Here is a 16,829-nt window from a genome sequence, read left to right as displayed (position 1 = left end):
CCCCGGTGGTCGATCCGGAATGGGGCGAAGCTAACCGCTGCATGCGGCGCGACTATGGGTCATTTGACGTACTGCCGCGGCCACCTATGGGAGTTCGCACCTTTGTACGTAGATCGGCCCATCCTCGGACGTCGCGGTCTTGGCCACTATCGCTCATATGGAACGAGCCAGGCTGGATTCTGCGGGGCGAGCGGCTGCATCGGGCATGTCGCGCTCCACCACGATCGTTCCCGAGCGCCGATCTTACAACCAGTGGGCGGCAGTCCAGACGCTTGATGACTTCGCGCATCGCCATACCGGCGCGGAAGCACGACAGGGGCCGGCCTCACGCGTGGTGGCTGCGGCGCTGGGGACGAGTTCGTCGCTGGTCTACGAGGCAATCGGGGCCGCGATCACCCTGCTCTACGGGCTCAAGGTCGGCATTGCGGCGATTGTCACCGGTTGCCTGATCCTGTTCCTGATTGGGCTTCCGATAACCCTGAATGCTGCGCGGCGAGGGATCGACGTCGATCTGATCTCGCGCGGGAACGGCTTTGGCTATCTCGGTTCGACCATCAGCACGCTGATCTACGCCACTTTCACTTTCCTGTTGCTCGCGCTTGAGGCGAGCATTCTGGCTAATGCGCTGCGGCAGGCGACGGGCTTGCCGCTCGAACTCGGGTACTTCGTTTCGACCTTTGTCGTGGTGCCGCTGGCCATCCAGGGCATGCGTTTCATCGCCCGCTTCCAGGCGTGGACGCAGCCCCTGTGGATTGCGCTGCAACTTGTGCCGGTTGCCTACATTGCCTGGAACATCGGCGACGTGGGCGAGGTGTGGAGCGGGTTCAACGGGGTCTACGCGCCACGCTCTGACCTTGTTTCATTCGGCTTTGCGCTTTCGGTCATGCTGTCGCTGCTGCCGCGGATCGGCGAGCAGGCCGGGCATCTTCGCTTCCTGCCCCCGCCGGAGCAGATCGGGGCGAAGCGGTGGTGGAGCGCGGTCCTGCTTGGCGGTTCGGGCTGGGTTGTCATTGGCGGCCTGAAAATGGCGATCGGCGGAGTGCTGGCGGCTTGGGCGGTTGGCCGGGGGATTGCGCCCGATGCTGCGGAATCAGTCAGCCGCATCCATGTGCAGGCCTTCGCCGCGATCGCAGGAAGCCGCGAGCTGGGAGTGCTGCTGGTGTTGCTGTTCGCAGTAGTCTGTCAGACGCGCGCCAACCTGACCAACGCCTTTGCCGGTTCGGTGGCATGGTCAAACCTGTTTGCGCGGCTGACGCAAGGGTACTCCTCGCGGCACGTCTGGCTGCTGTTCAATGTCGGACTTGCAGCCATGCTGCTGTTCTTCGGCATTACCCGTTCGTTCGACGTGGTGATGATCCTTTACGCAAGCCTTGCGGCGAGCTGGATCGGGCCACTTGGCGCGGACCTGGTGGTATCATGGGCTTTGCGGCTCAAGCCGGACCAACCGGAGTTTCAGCGGGCCTATCTTTATGACGTGAACCCGGTCGGCATCGGCGCCATGCTGCTTTCGCTGATCGCATCGGCGGTGTGCCAGCTGGGGTTTGCGGGGGAGGTGGCGCAGGCCTTTTCGCCGGTGATCGGGCTGGTCGTGGCTTGCCTTGCCGCGCCGCTGCTCGCTGCGCTTACGCATGGGCGCTATTACCTTGCTCGCAAGAGAGTGGCCGGGGCTCCGGCGCGGGTCGTCTGCGTGATTTGCGAGAATACTTTCGAGCGAGCCGATACCGCGCATTGTCCGTTCTATTCAGGCGCGATCTGTTCGCTTTGCTGCACTCTGGAGACGCGCTGCCACGACGCTTGCAAGCAGGGTTCCCGCGCCACGGAACAGTTCACCAACATCGCCGAGCGCCTGCTACCCCGCGTCCTGGCGCGCCATGTCCATACCACGACCGGGCATTTCGTGGGGGTGGCAGGCGCCTTCACGCTGGCCAACATGCTAGTGCTGGGGCTGATCGGGCGCGAGTATGCGCGATACTATCCGGCGCTTTCGACCCATGTCTGGTCGATCCTGTTTGCGGTGTTCCTGGTGTTCTTCTTCATGTCGGGCGTGGGCTCGTGGTTCATCGTGCTGGCGCATGAAAGCCGGCGTGCCGCGCTGGACGAGACGCGGCGGCATCTGGCGGAACTGGAGCAGGAAATCGTCGCGCATGAAGCGACCGACGCTGCGCTGCAGAAGGCGCGCGAGGTGGCCGAGAACGCCAATGCCGCCAAGAGCCGCTATCTCGTTTCGGTGAGCCATGAAATACGCTCGCCGCTCAATTCGATCTATGGCTATGCGCAATTGCTGGAGCGGGGGAGCGACCTCAACCCGGGCGAGGTGGGCAAGGTCATTTGCCGGTCGAGCGAGCACCTCTCGAACCTGGTCGACGGGCTGCTCGATATTGCGCAGGTCGAGGCGGGCGTGCTGCGGCTGTCGCGCGATACGATCCGGCTGCCGGCGTTCGTCGAGCAGATCGCCAACATGTTCCGCCCGCAGGCGCAGGCCAAGGGGCTGAAGTTCCGGCTGGAGACGCCCAAGCAGTTGCCCGAGTTCGTGCGGGGCGACCAGAAGCGGTTGCGGCAGGTGCTGATCAACCTGATCTCGAATGCGATCAAGTTCACGCCGGCAGGCGCGGTGACCTTCCGCATCGGCTGGCGCGGCGAGATCGCGACGTTCGAGGTGATCGACACCGGCATCGGCATTGCGCCCGAGGACATGGACCGCATCTTCGGCGCGTTCGAGCGGGGAAACAGCAATTCCGTGGCAGGGCAGCCGGGGATCGGTCTTGGCCTCGCGATCACCTCGACGCTGGTCCATGTGATGGGTGGGGACCTGACGGTCGACAGCACGCTCGGCAAGGGCACGCGGTTTGCGCTGCGGCTGATGCTCTCGCGGCCGGTGACGCAACCGGTGCAGAGCCATCGCGCGGACGTGATCACCGGGTATGAAGGCGAGCGGCGCCGGGTGCTGGTGGTGGACGACGATGCAGCGCAGGCCTCGGTCATCGAGAACCTGCTGCGCCCGCTGGGCTTCGTGGTGACCGGTGCGCGCGACGGGGACACGGCGATAGCGCTGGCGGCGGCGACGCGGCCGGACATCGTGTTCATGGACATTTCGATGCCCGGCAAGACTGGCTGGGAGACCGCCGCCGTGCTGCGGGCGGCGCATGGCGGCTCCTTGCGGATCGTCATGGTTTCGGCCGACGCGCACCAGTTCAGGCGGGGTGGCGATGGACACGATCCGCACGACATGTTCCTGACCAAGCCGATCGAGCTCGACAGTCTGCTCGATGCCCTGTCATGGCAGCTGGACCTTACCTGGACCGTGCAGGACGGCAGCCCGCGAAAATCGGCCCCCGCCTCGACGGTCGAGCTGCACCTGCCAGCTGCCGCGCTGCCCTTCGTACCTGAAATCGAGAGCCTCGCGCGGATTGGCAATGTCCGTGCGATCCAGACCCGTCTTTCCGAACTTGAGGATGCCGTCCCCGATGCAGCCCGCTTCGTCGCACACCTTCGTTCCAGTCTCGAATGCTTCGATTTCAAGGGCCTGCGCGAAGCCCTCCGACGAGGCGTCGTCCATGTTCAATGATGCGATTGCCGGGCAGGCAGGGCGCGACACGGTGCTGGTCGTCGATGACAATCCTGAGTCCCTGCATTTCCTGATCGACACGATCGAGCGTGCCGGAATGACCGTGCTGATCGCCACGAATGGCGAGAATGCGCTGGAACTGCTGGAACATGTCGCGCCGGACCTGATCCTCATCGACGCGATCATGCCGGGGTTGGATGGGTTCGACACGACGCGCGCGATCAAGAAGCAGCCGCGCCTGGCCGACATCCCGGTGATCTTCATGACCGGCCTTACCGAGACTGAGCATGCGGTTCGGGCGCTGGACGCAGGCGGCGTGGACTATGTCCGCAAACCCATCGCGATCGAGGAGCTGCTGGCACGGATGCGGGTGCATCTTGCGGGTGCGCGGGTTTCGCAGGCGGGGCGGTCCGCGCTCGATGCCACGGGGCGGCACCTGTTTGCCGTGGACCGTGCAGGGCAACTGCTCTGGGCAACGCCGCAGGTGGAGCACCTGATGTCCAGCATGGGCGGCGGAGACCGCCTGCCGCCGGACTTTGCCGGGCCGGTTGCCCGCCTGATTTCGCAGCGCGACAATCCGGATGCAACCCTGCGTTTCGAGGCGGGGGCGCAAGTCATCGAACTGGTTCTTGTCGGACCAGTGCGTCGCGACGACGGCGAGGGGCGCGAAGTGCTGGTGCGGTTGAACCTGATCCGCGAAGGGGCCGACCTGGAGCGCCTGCGCGACCGTTATGGCCTGACCCAGCGCGAGGCCGAGGTGCTGCTGTGGATCAGTTATGGCAAGCCCAACCGCGTGATCAGCGAGATCCTGGGGATCAGCCCGCGCACGGTGAACAAGCATCTTGAGCAGGTTTTCGAGAAGTTGGGCGTCGAGACACGCGCGGCGGCGGCGGCTTTCGCGGTGCGGACGATTGCCTGAGATATTGGGTGATAGCGAATTGGCGAAGGGTCCCGCTCTCTTCCTTCGCCATGCTGCGGGAAAGGCGCTAGGCTAGGCAGATGACCTTTGGAGCCCTTTCCCGCAGCGCCTTGCTGGCTTTGCTTGCGGTCGCTCGGCCTGCACTTGCAAGCAGCCATGACGTCACGATAACCCGCGACGATTGGGGTATCGCCCATGTCGAGGGCAGGACCGATGCCGACGCGGTATTCGGTGCAATCTACGCGCAGGCCGAGGACGATTTCCCGCGCATCGAAGCGAACCTGCTGACCGCGCTGGGGCGGCGGGCCGAGGCAGAGGGCGAAGACTTCCTGTGGCAGGACCTGCGACAGCGGTTGTGGATCGATCCGGACGCGCTCAAACGCGACTATGCCTCTTCACCGGACTGGCTGCGCAAGCTGATGGATGCCTGGGCGGCTGGGCTCAACCACTACATCGCGACCCACCCGGAAGACAGGCCGAAAGTCCTGACCCGGTTCGAGCCGTGGATGGCGCTTTCCTTTACCGAAGGATCGATCGGCGGGGACATCGAGAAGGCAGCACTCAAACCCCTGGCTGCGTTTTACGGCGGTGAAGCAAGCCCCTTGGCGCTGGCCAGGGAAATGGTCCGGGATGACGAGCCGCGCGGTTCGAACGGGATCGCGATAGCGCCCAAACGCACGGCCAACGGCAACGCATTGCTGCTGATCAACCCGCATACCTCGCTGTTCTTCCGGTCCGAGCTTGAAATGAAGAGCGGGGAAGGATTGCACGCCTATGGCGCCTCCACGTGGGGGCAATTCTTCATCTATCAGGGCTTCAACGAGAAACTCGGCTGGATGCACACGACCAGCGGGGCGGACAATGTCGACGAGTTTGTCGAACAGGTCTCGCGCAAGGGCGACACGTGGTTCTACAGGCGTGGCAATGCCCTGAAGCCGTTCGTCAAACGGCCCGTCACCCTGCGGTTTCGCAAGGGTGATGGCAGCTTCGGGGAGCGGACTTTCACGACTTATGCCAGCGAACATGGGCCGATCGTGCGAGCCGAATCCGGCGACAGCCCGGACTGGATCGCGCTGTCCCTCATGCACAGGCCGGTGGCCGCGCTCAGCCAGTCGTGGTTGCGCACCGAGGCGCGTGACCAGGCAGAGTTCCTCAAGATTGGGGAGTTTCGCGCCAATTCCTCGAACAACACGCTCTATGCCGATGGCAAGGGCAATATCGCGCTGCTCATGCCACAGTTTGCGCCACGCCGTGATGCGCGGTTCGACTATCGCGCGCCGGTGGACGGGAGCGACTTCCGCGCCGACTGGAAGGGTCTTTATGGTCCCAAAGAGCGGCCCGACGTGGTCAATCCGCAGTCAGGCTGGGTCTACAATTCCAACGATGCGCCGTGGCGTGCGGCAGGCGAGGGGACGTTCGACCCGGCGCGCTGGCCGGCGACGTTCGACCAGGTCGGGGCCAATCCGCGCGGCGACCATGCGCTAGAACTGCTGGGCAAGGCGCAGGGGCTCGATCTCGAAAGCCTGCGCGCGCTTGCTTACGATCCGCACATGCCGCTGTTCGACGACCTGATTGCAGGGTTGCCGCAGGTTGCTGCCACAGATCCGCTGAGCCGACCGGTTGCGCTGCTCAAGGGCTGGGACCGGCGGTGGTCGGCAGGTTCGCAGGCCATGAGCCTTGCGCACTATTGGGGCGACGAACTGGAGGCTGGGGTGCGCCGCACGCTGCCCCGCACAGGCAACGTCTTCGCCGCGATGCGCGCGACGACCGAGCAGCTGCGCACGGCGGCGCTGGCACGTGCTGTTGCGCGCTTGGAGGACGACTTTGGCGGGTGGCAAGTACCCTGGAGCGAGGTCAACCGCTATCAGCGTACCACGTCCGACATCATCCAGCCTTTTGCCGACAACAAGCCGAGCCTGCCGGTGGTGTTCTCCTCCGCGCGCTGGGGTTCGCTGGCATCGTTCGGGACGAAGCAATATCCGGGAACAAGGCGGTGGTACGGTACCAGCGGCAACAGCTTTGTCGCCGTGGTCGAGTTCGGCCCGAGGGTCAAGGCGCTGGCGGTCTCATCGGGCGGCGCAAGCGGACGCGAAGGGGCACCCCATTTCAACGATCAGGCCGAACTTTATGTGTCAGGACAGATGCGGGCGGTCTACTTCTACCCCGAAGACATCAAGGGGCATATCGAGAAGACCTATCGCCCCTGAATGATCGCTTCGGCTTGTGCAAGGTCTTCGGGCGTGTCGACATCAAGGGCAAGCTGTTGCTCCAGCGGGATGGCGGGCGCACCGAGAAGCAACCCTGCGGCTCCGCGATCACCTTGCAGCGAGAGCAAGGCCGGGAAATGCCGCGAGCCGAATATGGCAGGCACCATCGCCCGCTCGGCAACGCAGGTGGCTATGCGATCGCCATCGAACGCACGAACGAGATTTTCGATATGGCTGGTCGGTACGAGCGGCATGTCTGCCAAGGCGATCAACGCGGCGCATGCTTGAGGAATTTCGCCGATGCCGGTGGCGATCGAGCGGGAAAGGGGGGCGCCGGGGGGAGCGAGCGCAAGCCTTTCAAAGCCTTCGACTTCGGGCGTGGCCTCGCAGCAGATCATCAGCTTTCGCCTGAACGGCAAGGCGGCGAGACGGTCACCGAGATGCCGTGCCAATGGCCTGCCTGCCAGCGTCGCAGCAAGCTTGCCACCGCCGAAGCGACTCCCGCGCCCGGCAGCGAGGAAAATGACGACGATGTCAGCGGCTGTCATTGGTCTGCTTGGGCCAGGGATTCTCCTGTCCAGTAAGTCCAATGTGCGAGAGTGTTGTATTCGGCCACCAGTTCGGCGAGCAGCGATATGGCGAGGGTTGCCGGATCGCGGGTGGCCGGGATCAGCCCGACATGGCCTCGCAAACGCGCGATGTGCTCCTTGGGCACGCCGCTCGCCTGCAAGGCCTCAAGCCTTGCGCTGTGCGTGCGCCGACTGCCGATCGCGCCGTGGTAGAAGGCCGGTAGTGCAAGCGCCTGCGGCAGCAGATGTTCTTCCCAATCGCGCCCGTGAAACAGGAAGACGATGGCGGACCAGCGATCGGACGCGGTCAACGGGAGGGTCGTTCGCACCGGGATGTGGGTGGTCGCGATACCGAGAGCAGCAAGGTCCATGCAAGTGCCGATGTCTGGGCATAGTGCGTGAACTTGTGCGCCGAACGCATTGGCCAGTCTGGAAAAAGCCGTGAGATCCTCACCTTGGCCCAACGCATGAATCCGCAAGGCTGGCTGGTAGCAATGGGTCAGGCTCTCGCCATTCCATAGCACTTCCTCCACGTCGCCTGCGACGGTGACGCGATCGCATTCCAATCGGAGCGCAGCTGGCTGGCGCGCTTCCAGCAGATCGAGAGCCGTGCGGATCGACGCGGTGGCTGGGCGCGGCGTGAACAGAAGATCTATGCCGCCGCCACAAGGCAGGCGCAGATCGATATAGGGTGAACCGATTCCGTAGCGGACGACATGCCCCCAGCCGTCGGACAGCGTTTCCAATGCCTCCGCCACCACGGCGTCTTCGATACACCCACCCGAGAACGAGCCCAGCCGCCGACCGTCTGCCGCGACGGCCATTTGCGTGCCGATGCCGCGCGACGAACCGCCGATCACAGCGACCAGAGTGACGAGCACTGTTTCCACGCCTTCATCCGCACAAGCGGACAGAAAGCGAAGAATGTCTGAGGGAGTCGTCGCGACCATGCGTCGCGGGCTATATCAGCTCCAGAGGTAGGCGGCGATGCCGTTTTCCGGTGAGCGAGTAGATCGCGTTCGCCAGTGCCGGGATGACCGGGGGAAGCGCTGGTTCGCCAAGACCCGTCGGCGCGAAGTCGGTCTTTACGAACTCGACCGCGATTTCACGTGGCGCAGCATCAATCCGCATGAGCGGGAAATCACCGAAATTCTCGGCAGTGATCGCACCGTTCTCCTGCACGATCTTCTGGCCGACGAGCGCCTGGCCGATCCCGTCGATCACGCAGCCTTGCGCCTGGTTCAGCGCGTTGATCGGATTGATGACGTGTGCGCCGATATCGCCGGCCACCCAGACCTTGTCGATCTGGATAGCGCCGTCCTTCATGGAAAGATCGACGATCTCGGCGAAATAGCCAAGGTGGCTGAAGTAGAAGCCGAAGCCGCGGCCCTTCTTGCGGCCTTGCCATCCGGCGGACTTGCACACGGCGTCGATCACGCCGCGCGCGCGGCCGGTGTGGAACTTGACGCGTTCGCCCGGGATCTCGCGCGGCGCGCCGAGGGTGCGGCGCATGAATTCGGGGAGATCGAGCCCGGCGGCTTCGGCAACCTCATCCATGAACGACTGCCACACGAACGACATGGCGTTCGAGGTGGGGGCGCGCAGCCAGCCGGTGGCGAGGTTGGTAGCCATGTAACTGACGCCGAGGTCGACGTTGGGCACGACCGGAGCGGGAAACTCGCTCGGCGCCATCTGTGCGGCGCGGATAGGCTTGCCGTCCTTGCCGAAGGTGACGAAGTGGTCCTTGAGCGCGATCAGAGCGCCATTGGCATCGAGCCCGGCGGTGAAGCGGTGCCAGCCGGCGGGCCGGTAGAAGTCGTGGCGGAAATCGTCGGTGCGGTCGTAAAGGACCTTCACCGGCTTTCCGGGCATGGCCTTTGCGACCTGACCGGCTATGACCATGTAATCGTTCATCAGGCGACGACCGAAGCCACCGCCGATCCGGGTCATGTGGATAGTCAGATCGTCTGTGGTCAGGCCGCAGAGCTTGGCGGTTTCCTCAGCTCCACCTGCGGGGGCCTGGCTGGGTGCCCAGATCTCGAGCTTGCCGTTCTGGAACATCGCGGTGCAGTTCTGCGGTTCGAGCGATGCGTGGGCGAGGAACGGGTATTCGTAGTCCGCCTTGACGACCTTTGCCGCCTTGGCGAGCGTGGCGTCAGCATCGCCGGCCTTGAACAGGCTGGCTTGCGGCGCAGCGGCCACGATCCTGGCAGCGTCGGCTTCGTATTTTCCGGTAGAGAAGCCGGTGACGGCGGCATCGTCCCACTTCACGGCAAGCTTTTCGCGCGCCTTGCTGGCTTTCCACCAGCTGTCAGCGATCACGACCACCGTGTCGGACTTGCCCTGCGGAACGAAGCCGCTGTTGACGGCAACGACGCCGAGCACGCCGGGAATGGCCTTGACCGCCGCGTCATCGAACGAGGCGACCGTACCGCCGTGGGCGGGGCATTTGACGATGGCGGCGTGAACCATGCCCGGGAGGCTGGTGTCTATGCCGTAAAGCGGCTCACCCTTGACGATCTTCGGAACGTCGACGCCAGGCTTGGACTTGCCGATGATCGTGAAGGTCTTCTCATCCTTCAACTGGACCTTGGCGAGATCGGGCGGAGTTTCGGTGGCGGCTGCCTTGGCGAGCGAGGCGTAAGTCAGGCTCTTGCCGGAGGAGGCCTGGATCACGGCGCCCTTGGCCGTGGTGAGGGCGGCCGGATCGACGCCCCACTTCTTTGCTGCGGCAGATACGAGCATGGCGCGGGCGGCGGCGCCGACCTGGCGCATAGGCAGCCAATTGCGCGGCGTGGCGGTGCTGCCGCCAGCGGTCTGTACGCCGTAGATCTTTTCGTTCGCGTCGGTCTGCTCGATGCGCACCTGCTCCCACGCGAGGTCCATTTCCTCGGCGATGAGCATCGGCAGCATGACCTTCACGCCCTGGCCGATTTCCGGGTTCTTTGCGCCGATTGTCACGGTGTTATCGGCATTGATGCGCACGAAGGCGTTGAGGACGTCGGCGGGTGCAGTGGCCGTTGCAGCGGCGAGAACGACCGAAGCGTCAAGCGTCAGCGCCGTGCCGCCTGCCAGCGAGGCGGCGATGAAGGAGCGGCGGGAGAGGGCGATCTGGTCGCTCATGCTGCGGTCTCCTCGGCAGGGAGGCCTGCGGCGGTGCGGATGGCGGCGCGGATGCGCATGTAGGTGGCACAGCGGCAGATATTGCCGCTCATCCAGCCGTTAATGTCCTCGGACGTGGGCTTGGGATTCTGTTTGAGCAGTGCGGTGGCAGACATGATCTGCCCGGCCTGGCAATAGCCGCACTGCGGCACGTCGAGCGCGACCCATGCATCCTGCACCCGCTTGCCCAGTTCGTTGAGGCCGACGCCCTCGATCGTGGTGATCGACTTGCCGGCGGCATCGGCGATCGGCGTCTGGCAGGAGCGGACGGCATCGCCATCGAGGTGGACGGTGCAGGCGCCGCACAGCCCCGCGCCGCAGCCGAACTTGGTACCGGGCATGGCAAGGTCTTCGCGCAGGACCCAGAGCAGGGGTTTGTCGGCCTCCGCCTCCACCACGCGTTTGCGGCCGTTTACGGTGAGGGAAATGCTCATCGCCTGAAATCCTTGGAAATTCCGGAAAGACAAAGCGCGAAAGACAAGGCCATCGGCTCGTACCTCATCGAATCTGGACAGGCATCCGGAGATCGTCAAGCGCCTTGTTAATCAGGTCCAGGTTATACGGCGGGGTGACAACGGCATCCTTGGTGTTGGGCGCGGGTGGTGATATGCGCGAGGCAAGATGGCCGCGCTTCCCGAGACGTTTGATACTGATTTGCCTTCCGCACGGCGGCCGGGAACATACGTGCGTGGGACGGAAACGGTCGACGCGATCATCAAGGCGGCGCTCAGCGTCCTGATCGAAGAGGGCGCCGGAGCCTTCACGATCCGCCGCATCGCCGCGCAGTGCGGGATGAAGGTGGGGAACGTCAGCTATCATTTCCCGAAGAAGGAACTGCTGATCCAGACGCTGCTGGATGACATCATCGGCAATTACGACAAGCTGCTGGAGCGCACAGTGCGCCAGCCAGGGCTCGATGCCGAGGAGCGGTTGCGCCTGATCGTGGTGATGTGCCTTGATGACATTGCCGGCAAGCGCACCACGCGCCTGTTCACCGAACTGTGGGCGCTGGCCAACCACAACGAGTTCGTGGCCGATCGCGTGCGCCTGTTCTACCAGCGGGTGCATGAGTTCATTTCAGAATACGTTGCCGAGTTGAACCCCGCGCTAAGCCAGCAGGAAGTGCGGGACGTGGCGCTTTACATCAGCGCTTCGATGGAAGGGGCGACGCCGTTCCTCGGTTATGGCAAGCCGTGGGCCTCTCGGATGAGCACTTATACCGCAATTGCGACACACGCGCTGGTATCGCTTGCCAAGTCGATAACTTCGGCGGAAATTGCCGGTCTGGCCGACCGCAGGTAGCGCATCCTTTCGCACACGCAAAAAAAGCGTTGACCGAATCTGGACATGCGTCAAGTCTCTGCCCTGCGGACTGGCAAAGGGGGCCGAGATGACGCTTGAACGCAAAGTGGCGCGAGTTGTTCTGGGTTCATTGCTGGCCGGAACGCTGGCAAGCGTTCATGCCAAGCCGGCATTCGCCGAAACCGTGGTGCCGGAGGCCGAAGAGCCCGGTGTGATGACCCTGGAGCCGCCCAAGGCGAGCTGGTTCTATGTCCGCGGGGGCTGGGGATCGGCAGGTTCGAGCATCTTCGATGCCGGGACCGGCAAGATGGTCGGCATGGTCAACACCAGCCGCGATTCCGATATGGCGATCGATCCAGCGGGCAAGTTCTATTACGTCGCCGAGACGATCTGGTCGAAGGTCAACCGTGGCACGCGCCAGGATCTGGTTTCGGTCTACGACAGCAAGACGCTGAAGCTGATCAGCGAGATCCCGACGCCGGGGCGCCTGATCGTCGGCGGGTTCACGACCAACTTCGTGCTGACCGACGACGGCAAGACCGCCTACGACTACAACTTCGATCCGGCCTCGTCGGTGAACATCATCGACATGGTGAAGCGCAAGTTCGTGCGTGCGGTGGAACTGCCGGGATGCGCAGGGATGATCCCCAATCCGGGCGTGGGGTTCTCTTCGCTCTGCGCCGACGGCACGATCGCGACAGTGGCAATCAAGGGCGCAACGCAGGACATCACGCGGACCGAGCCGTTCTTCGACGCTGCGGCAGACCCGATCTTTTCGAACACCGTCTATGATCGCAAGAAGAAGCAGGTGGTGATGGTCAGCTACACCGGCCTGATCCGCACGGCTTCGATCGGTGGCAAGGTTGAGGTAAGCGCGCCGTTTTCTATCCAGGAAGCGGGCGGGATGAAGCCAGCTGACGTCAAGCCGCTCGACATTGCCTGGTATCCCGGCGGGATGCAGCCGGTTGCGCTGCACAGGCCGAGCGGTACGCTGTGGGTGCTGATGCACAAGGGCGAATACTGGAGTCACAAGGAAGGCGCCGAGGAAATCTGGGGCGTCGATCTGGCGACGAAGAAGCTGGTCAAGCGCATCCCGGTGGAAGGGGAGCCGGGCAATATCCAGATCACACAGGACGATGCGGCGATGATCATGGTCAACAGCTACAAGGGCAAGGCGCTTGTCATCGATTCCAAGACTGGAGAGGTGAAGCACGAGATCGAGAACGCCGGTGGCGGCTTGATCACCGTCGTGGAGCCGATGTGATCACAGGTGAAGCCTTGAGCATGACTGCGGCAATGGGGATCGCGGGCATGGCCGGCGCGATCGGCGTTGGCGCGGTGTTCGTCGGAGCGGGGATTGCGAAGTTGCGGAGCCGGCGGGTCTTTCCCGGTGTCGTCGCCAACTATCGTTTGCTGCCTGAGGCATTGGTCCCCGCGGTCGCGGCGACGCTGCCGGTTGCCGAAGTGGCGGTTGGGCTTGCGCTGATCGGCGGCGTTCGCTTTGCCGCTGTGCCCGCCGGTCTTTTGCTGCTGGTCTTTGCGGCGGCCATGGCGATCAACATTGGCAGGGGTCGTTCCAAAATTGATTGCGGTTGCGGCCGGTCGGAACTGCGCCAGCCCCTTAGCCGTGCGCTCGTGATGCGGAACATCGTGCTGGCTGGGCTGCTGGTGCCTGCACTGCTGCCGCAGCCGCCGTTCGCTTCGGCGCAATGGCTGATCGGACTTGCGGCCGGTGCAGCGCTTTATCTTCTGACCCTTCTGGCCAACGCACTGGCGGCGCTGGCGCAAGGGCCTCTCGCCATGGAAAGGAATTCGCGATGATGACGGCACTGATCGTTGGACAGGTCCTGTCATGGCTGGTGATCATCGCCTTGGTGGTGGCACTGCTGGCGCTGGCGCGGCAAGTGGGTGTGCTGCACATGCGGGTGGCTCCGGCGGGCGCCTTGCAGACGAGTGGCGGGCCGGCAGTCGGGGGCAAGGCTCCGGCGGTTCCGGCTCATACGCTTGAAGGCAAGGACGTGATCGTCGGCGGGCCTGCCAAGGATGTGCCGTTGCGACTGCTGATGTTCGTTTCAGCAACGTGCCCGCTGTGCAAGGGCCTGATCCCGGCGGCACGCTCCTTTGCCAAGGACGAGCGGGTGGAACTGACCTTCGTCGGCGACGATGACGCGCAGGTGCAGCGCGGACTGATCGCGGCGCAGGGGCTGGAAAACTACCGTTTCATCAACGGTCCCGAGGTGGGGCAGGCGTTCGAAGTGGGCAAGCTGCCGTACGCGGTGCTTTTGGATGCGGAAGGGACGATCCTTTCCAAGGGGCTGGTCAACAGTCGCGAACATCTCGAGAGCCTGGTGGTGGCGCACGAAATGGGGATTGCCACAGTGCAGGATTACATCGGCAAGCTGAAGACTGTTGCCGCAGCTTGACGGCGCGGGCGCATCAAGGATCATAGGGGGCATTCGATGAAGCGTTTCAATCCCGATGCGATGGGCGAGAAGCTGTTGCGGCGCTTTGCCGGTGGAACCTCGCGTCGTGGCATCCTTGCGCGGATGGGGGCGGCGCTGGTGGCGGCGCCGGTCTTCCCGCTGCTGCCGGTGAGCCGTGCCGAAGCGGCCAAGCCTGACCGGTCGCCCGAGGCCAAGACGGCCTTTGCCCGCAGCGCGCAGACGACCGACCAGACCAAGTGCAACTACTGGCGCTACTGTGCGATCGATGGCGCGTTGTGCACCTGCTGCGGTGGCGGCATCCACACTTGCCCGGCAGGCGCAGAGCCTTCGCCGGTTTCATGGGTGGGATCTTGCATCAATCCCGATGACGGCAAGGCCTACATGATCGCCTATCGCGACTGTTGCGGGAAGCCCGCCTGCGGTCAGTGCAATTGTGACAATATCGATCGCGAGACGCAGCTGTATCTGCCGCAGCTCAACAACAATATCATCTGGTGCTTCGGTACGAGCAGCATGGAGTATCACTGCTCTACCGCGATGATGATCGGCGCGGCCTGAGGATCGGGCGATGCGCCTCGTTGCTCTAGCCGGACTCGCTGCGACGCTGGCGCTTGCGGTGCCGGCTGTCTCGGCGGGTGATCCTCGGGCGGAGACCGTGGCGAAAGGGCTGGCGGCAATTGGCGATGCGGAACTGGCCAAGGCCGACTATGTCGAGCATTGTGCCGGGTGCCACGGCGTCCAGGGGCTTTCGGCACCGGCCAAGCTGCCCGAGCTGCGCGGACGCGTCGGTTACATGATGTGCACGGCAGACACGCGGGCCTACCTGCTGCGCCTGCCCAACATCGCCAAGAGCCGAATCAGCGACAACCAACAGCTGGCCGACATGCTCAACTTCATGGTGTTCGGCCTTGGCGGGACAAGCGTGCTGCCGGGGACAAAGCCGTTCACTGCCGCGGAAGTCGGCTACGAGCGCCGGTTTGCCTTGACCTCGGCCTCGCTGGTGCGCGAGCGAAAGCGGCACGTCGAGACGGCAATCGCCAAGTGTGGTGCGCCCGCTTCGTTCCGCAGCTTCTACGGCGGCAGCTGATCAGCGCGGGGCGAGGCCTGCGGTCAGGAAATCGACCAGCTTCTTCGCGATATCACGCTCTGACTGTTGGCCATCAGGACGATGCCAGCGCGAGGGGCCGTTCAATGCGCTGGCCAATGTGAGTGCAGCCAGTTTCGGCTCGCACGGCGAAACCGAACCATCGGCGATCCCTTCGGCCACCAGTTCACGCAAAGTCGCATCGATCCGACGCTTGCGCAGTCGGATGGACTCCCGGGCGTCTGGTGACAGTGCCTCGTTGGCGGTCAGGATGTTGCACCGCCCGAAGTCGTTCATGTTGATTTCGGCGTAGTCGGTCAGGAAGGCGCGGAGGCGGTCGAGGCCGCGTCCGTGATGAACGCGCGCCTCGTCTGCTGCAGCAAGCAACTGGTTCATGCCGATCGTCAGGCATTCGACCAGAACCTGCTCCTTGTTGCCAAGGTAGTGATAGATCGTCGGCTTGGAGATGCCGAGGCTCGCTGCGACGTCGTCGAGCGAGGTCTGGTGGTAGCCTCGGGCGTTGAACATCCGCACCGCGGCCTCGAGCACGGCCATGCGCTTGGCTTCGCGCTCCTCGCTGCGTTCGGCGGCGGTCTTGAAGGGAGATCGTGCGGCCAAGAGCGGTACCCTGCGTGTTCTGCCAGTTGGAAATTGCGCCAAGTCGGCGCTTCTGTCGCGCGCAGGGTAGGGCAATGCGGCGATTGACTCCATACCCTTTGGAACAATACTTACTCACGAGTAGATATTGTTCTGGTCGGTTCTGACTTGTGACAGAACTGATTGAAGGAAGGGATGCATAGGCTATGGAAATCAAGGGGCTGGCAGCAATCGTGACGGGTGGCGCCTCTGGTCTGGGTGGGGCAACAGCGGCTCGACTCGCTGAACTGGGTGCCAAGGTTGCGATCTTCGATCTGAACGTGGATCTGGGCCGCGCCCATGCAGAGGCCATCGGCGGCACGTTCTTCAAGGTCGACGTCACCGATGAGGATGCAGTGGACAACGCCATCCTCGAGGCCGAGGCGATGAACGGCAAGGCTCGGATCCTGGTGAATTGCGCCGGGATCGGGCCGCCCGCGAAGGTCATCGGGCGCGATGGCAAGGCGATACCGCTCAAGGACTTCTCGAAGATCATCCAGATCAACCTGATCGGCACCTTCAACGTGTTGTCGAAGTTTGCGGCCCGCATTTTCGATGCCGAGCAGGTTGGCGAAGAGCGCGGCGTGATCGTCAACACCGCCAGCGTTGCTGCGTTCGAAGGACAGATCGGGCAGGCGGCCTATGCGGCATCCAAGGGTGGTGTCGTCGGCATGGCGCTGCCGATTGCGCGCGAATTTGCCCGCTATGGCATCCGCGTGAACACCATCGCGCCGGGCCTGTTCCTGACGCCGCTGCTGCAATCGCTGCCGCAGGAAGCGCAGGACTCGCTTGGGAGCCAAGTCCCGTTCCCGAGCCGTCTCGGCAAGCCTGAAGAATACGCGCGCATGGTCGAGAGCATCGTGACCAACCCGATGCTCAACGCCGAAGTTATCCGCCTGGACGGCGCGATCCGCATGGCGCCGCGCTGAAAACTGTCAACC

15 protein-coding genes are annotated in these 16,829 nt (G+C 63.8%); 10 read left to right on the top strand and 5 right to left on the bottom strand.

All coding sequences use genetic code 11. From position 1 onward, the window contains the following. Positions 1 to 157: 157 nt before the first annotated feature. From HGI46_RS13330 to HGI46_RS13320, 3 genes are all read left to right on the top strand, one after another. Entirely contained in the window at positions 158 to 3,565 is a 3,408-nt protein-coding gene (locus tag HGI46_RS13330) for an ATP-binding protein (protein ID WP_240946757.1), read from the top strand. Further along, on the top strand, positions 3,555 to 4,484 hold the full coding sequence (locus HGI46_RS13325) for a DNA-binding response regulator (protein ID WP_118073609.1): 930 nt from the start codon (positions 3,555 to 3,557) through the stop codon (positions 4,482 to 4,484). Before HGI46_RS13330 ends, HGI46_RS13325 begins: the two co-directional genes overlap by 11 nt. A gap of 80 nt (positions 4,485 to 4,564) precedes the next feature. Further along, on the top strand, positions 4,565 to 6,691 hold the full coding sequence (locus HGI46_RS13320; RefSeq protein ID WP_168904596.1) for a penicillin acylase family protein: 2,127 nt from the start codon (positions 4,565 to 4,567) through the stop codon (positions 6,689 to 6,691). On the opposite strand, the gene HGI46_RS13315 is transcribed toward HGI46_RS13320, so the two are convergent. The 4 genes from HGI46_RS13315 to HGI46_RS13300 all read right to left on the bottom strand — a co-directional run bounded on the left by HGI46_RS13315 (position 6,679) and on the right by HGI46_RS13300 (position 10,856). Further along, positions 6,679 to 7,239 (bottom strand): NTP transferase domain-containing protein, encoded by a 561-nt coding sequence (locus HGI46_RS13315; protein ID WP_168904595.1) that lies wholly within the window; start codon positions 7,237 to 7,239, stop codon positions 6,679 to 6,681. The genes HGI46_RS13320 and HGI46_RS13315 overlap by 13 nt on opposite strands. Next, positions 7,236 to 8,150 (bottom strand): XdhC family protein, encoded by a 915-nt coding sequence (locus HGI46_RS13310; protein ID WP_346766732.1) that lies wholly within the window; start codon positions 8,148 to 8,150, stop codon positions 7,236 to 7,238. Before HGI46_RS13310 ends, HGI46_RS13315 begins: the two co-directional genes overlap by 4 nt. A gap of 70 nt (positions 8,151 to 8,220) precedes the next feature. Next, positions 8,221 to 10,383 carry a molybdopterin cofactor-binding domain-containing protein gene (locus tag HGI46_RS13305; RefSeq protein WP_168904593.1) on the bottom strand — a complete coding sequence of 721 codons (2,163 nt, stop codon included), beginning with the start codon at positions 10,381 to 10,383 and terminating at the stop codon, positions 8,221 to 8,223. Next, on the bottom strand, positions 10,380 to 10,856 hold the full coding sequence (locus HGI46_RS13300) for a (2Fe-2S)-binding protein (RefSeq protein WP_168904592.1): 477 nt from the start codon (positions 10,854 to 10,856) through the stop codon (positions 10,380 to 10,382). Before HGI46_RS13300 ends, HGI46_RS13305 begins: the two co-directional genes overlap by 4 nt. A 250-nt stretch (positions 10,857 to 11,106) precedes the next feature. On the opposite strand from HGI46_RS13300, the gene HGI46_RS13295 reads away from it, so the two are divergent. The 6 genes from HGI46_RS13295 (at position 11,107) to HGI46_RS13270 (ending at position 15,255) form a co-directional block, all read left to right on the top strand. Beyond that, a complete protein-coding gene (locus HGI46_RS13295; RefSeq protein ID WP_346766731.1) occupies positions 11,107 to 11,724 on the top strand; it encodes a TetR/AcrR family transcriptional regulator in 618 nt (205 codons plus the stop codon). An 88-nt stretch (positions 11,725 to 11,812) separates the two neighbouring features. Beyond that, positions 11,813 to 12,988, top strand: a complete 1,176-nt coding sequence (locus tag HGI46_RS13290) for an amine dehydrogenase large subunit (protein WP_168904590.1) — start codon at positions 11,813 to 11,815, stop codon at positions 12,986 to 12,988. A 20-nt stretch (positions 12,989 to 13,008) separates the two neighbouring features. Continuing rightward, entirely contained in the window at positions 13,009 to 13,545 is a 537-nt protein-coding gene (locus tag HGI46_RS13285) for a MauE/DoxX family redox-associated membrane protein (RefSeq protein WP_168904589.1), read from the top strand. Beyond that, positions 13,545 to 14,147: a methylamine utilization protein MauD gene (locus HGI46_RS13280; RefSeq protein ID WP_240344589.1), complete on the top strand. Its 603-nt coding sequence runs from the start codon at positions 13,545 to 13,547 to the stop codon at positions 14,145 to 14,147. The genes HGI46_RS13285 and HGI46_RS13280 overlap by 1 nt, the downstream gene beginning before the upstream one ends. 36 nt (positions 14,148 to 14,183) lie before the next feature. Continuing rightward, entirely contained in the window at positions 14,184 to 14,726 is a 543-nt protein-coding gene (locus HGI46_RS13275; protein WP_062346216.1) for a methylamine dehydrogenase light chain, read from the top strand. A gap of 10 nt (positions 14,727 to 14,736) precedes the next feature. Next, a complete protein-coding gene (locus HGI46_RS13270; protein WP_168904588.1) occupies positions 14,737 to 15,255 on the top strand; it encodes a cytochrome C in 519 nt (172 codons plus the stop codon). Here the strand turns inward: HGI46_RS13270 and HGI46_RS13265 are convergent, their stop codons facing one another. Beyond that, on the bottom strand, positions 15,256 to 15,870 hold the full coding sequence (locus tag HGI46_RS13265; protein WP_240946756.1) for a TetR/AcrR family transcriptional regulator: 615 nt from the start codon (positions 15,868 to 15,870) through the stop codon (positions 15,256 to 15,258). Between the two features lie 185 nt (positions 15,871 to 16,055). Between HGI46_RS13265 and HGI46_RS13260 the strand changes: the two genes are divergently transcribed. Then, entirely contained in the window at positions 16,056 to 16,817 is a 762-nt protein-coding gene (locus HGI46_RS13260; protein ID WP_168904586.1) for an SDR family NAD(P)-dependent oxidoreductase, read from the top strand. Positions 16,818 to 16,829 lie beyond the last annotated feature (12 nt).

The organism is Novosphingobium sp. ERW19 (assembly GCF_012641315.1).
In the GTDB taxonomy this organism is placed as follows: Bacteria; Pseudomonadota; Alphaproteobacteria; order Sphingomonadales; family Sphingomonadaceae; genus Novosphingobium.
This window is presented reverse-complemented; position numbering and strand designations above follow the sequence as displayed.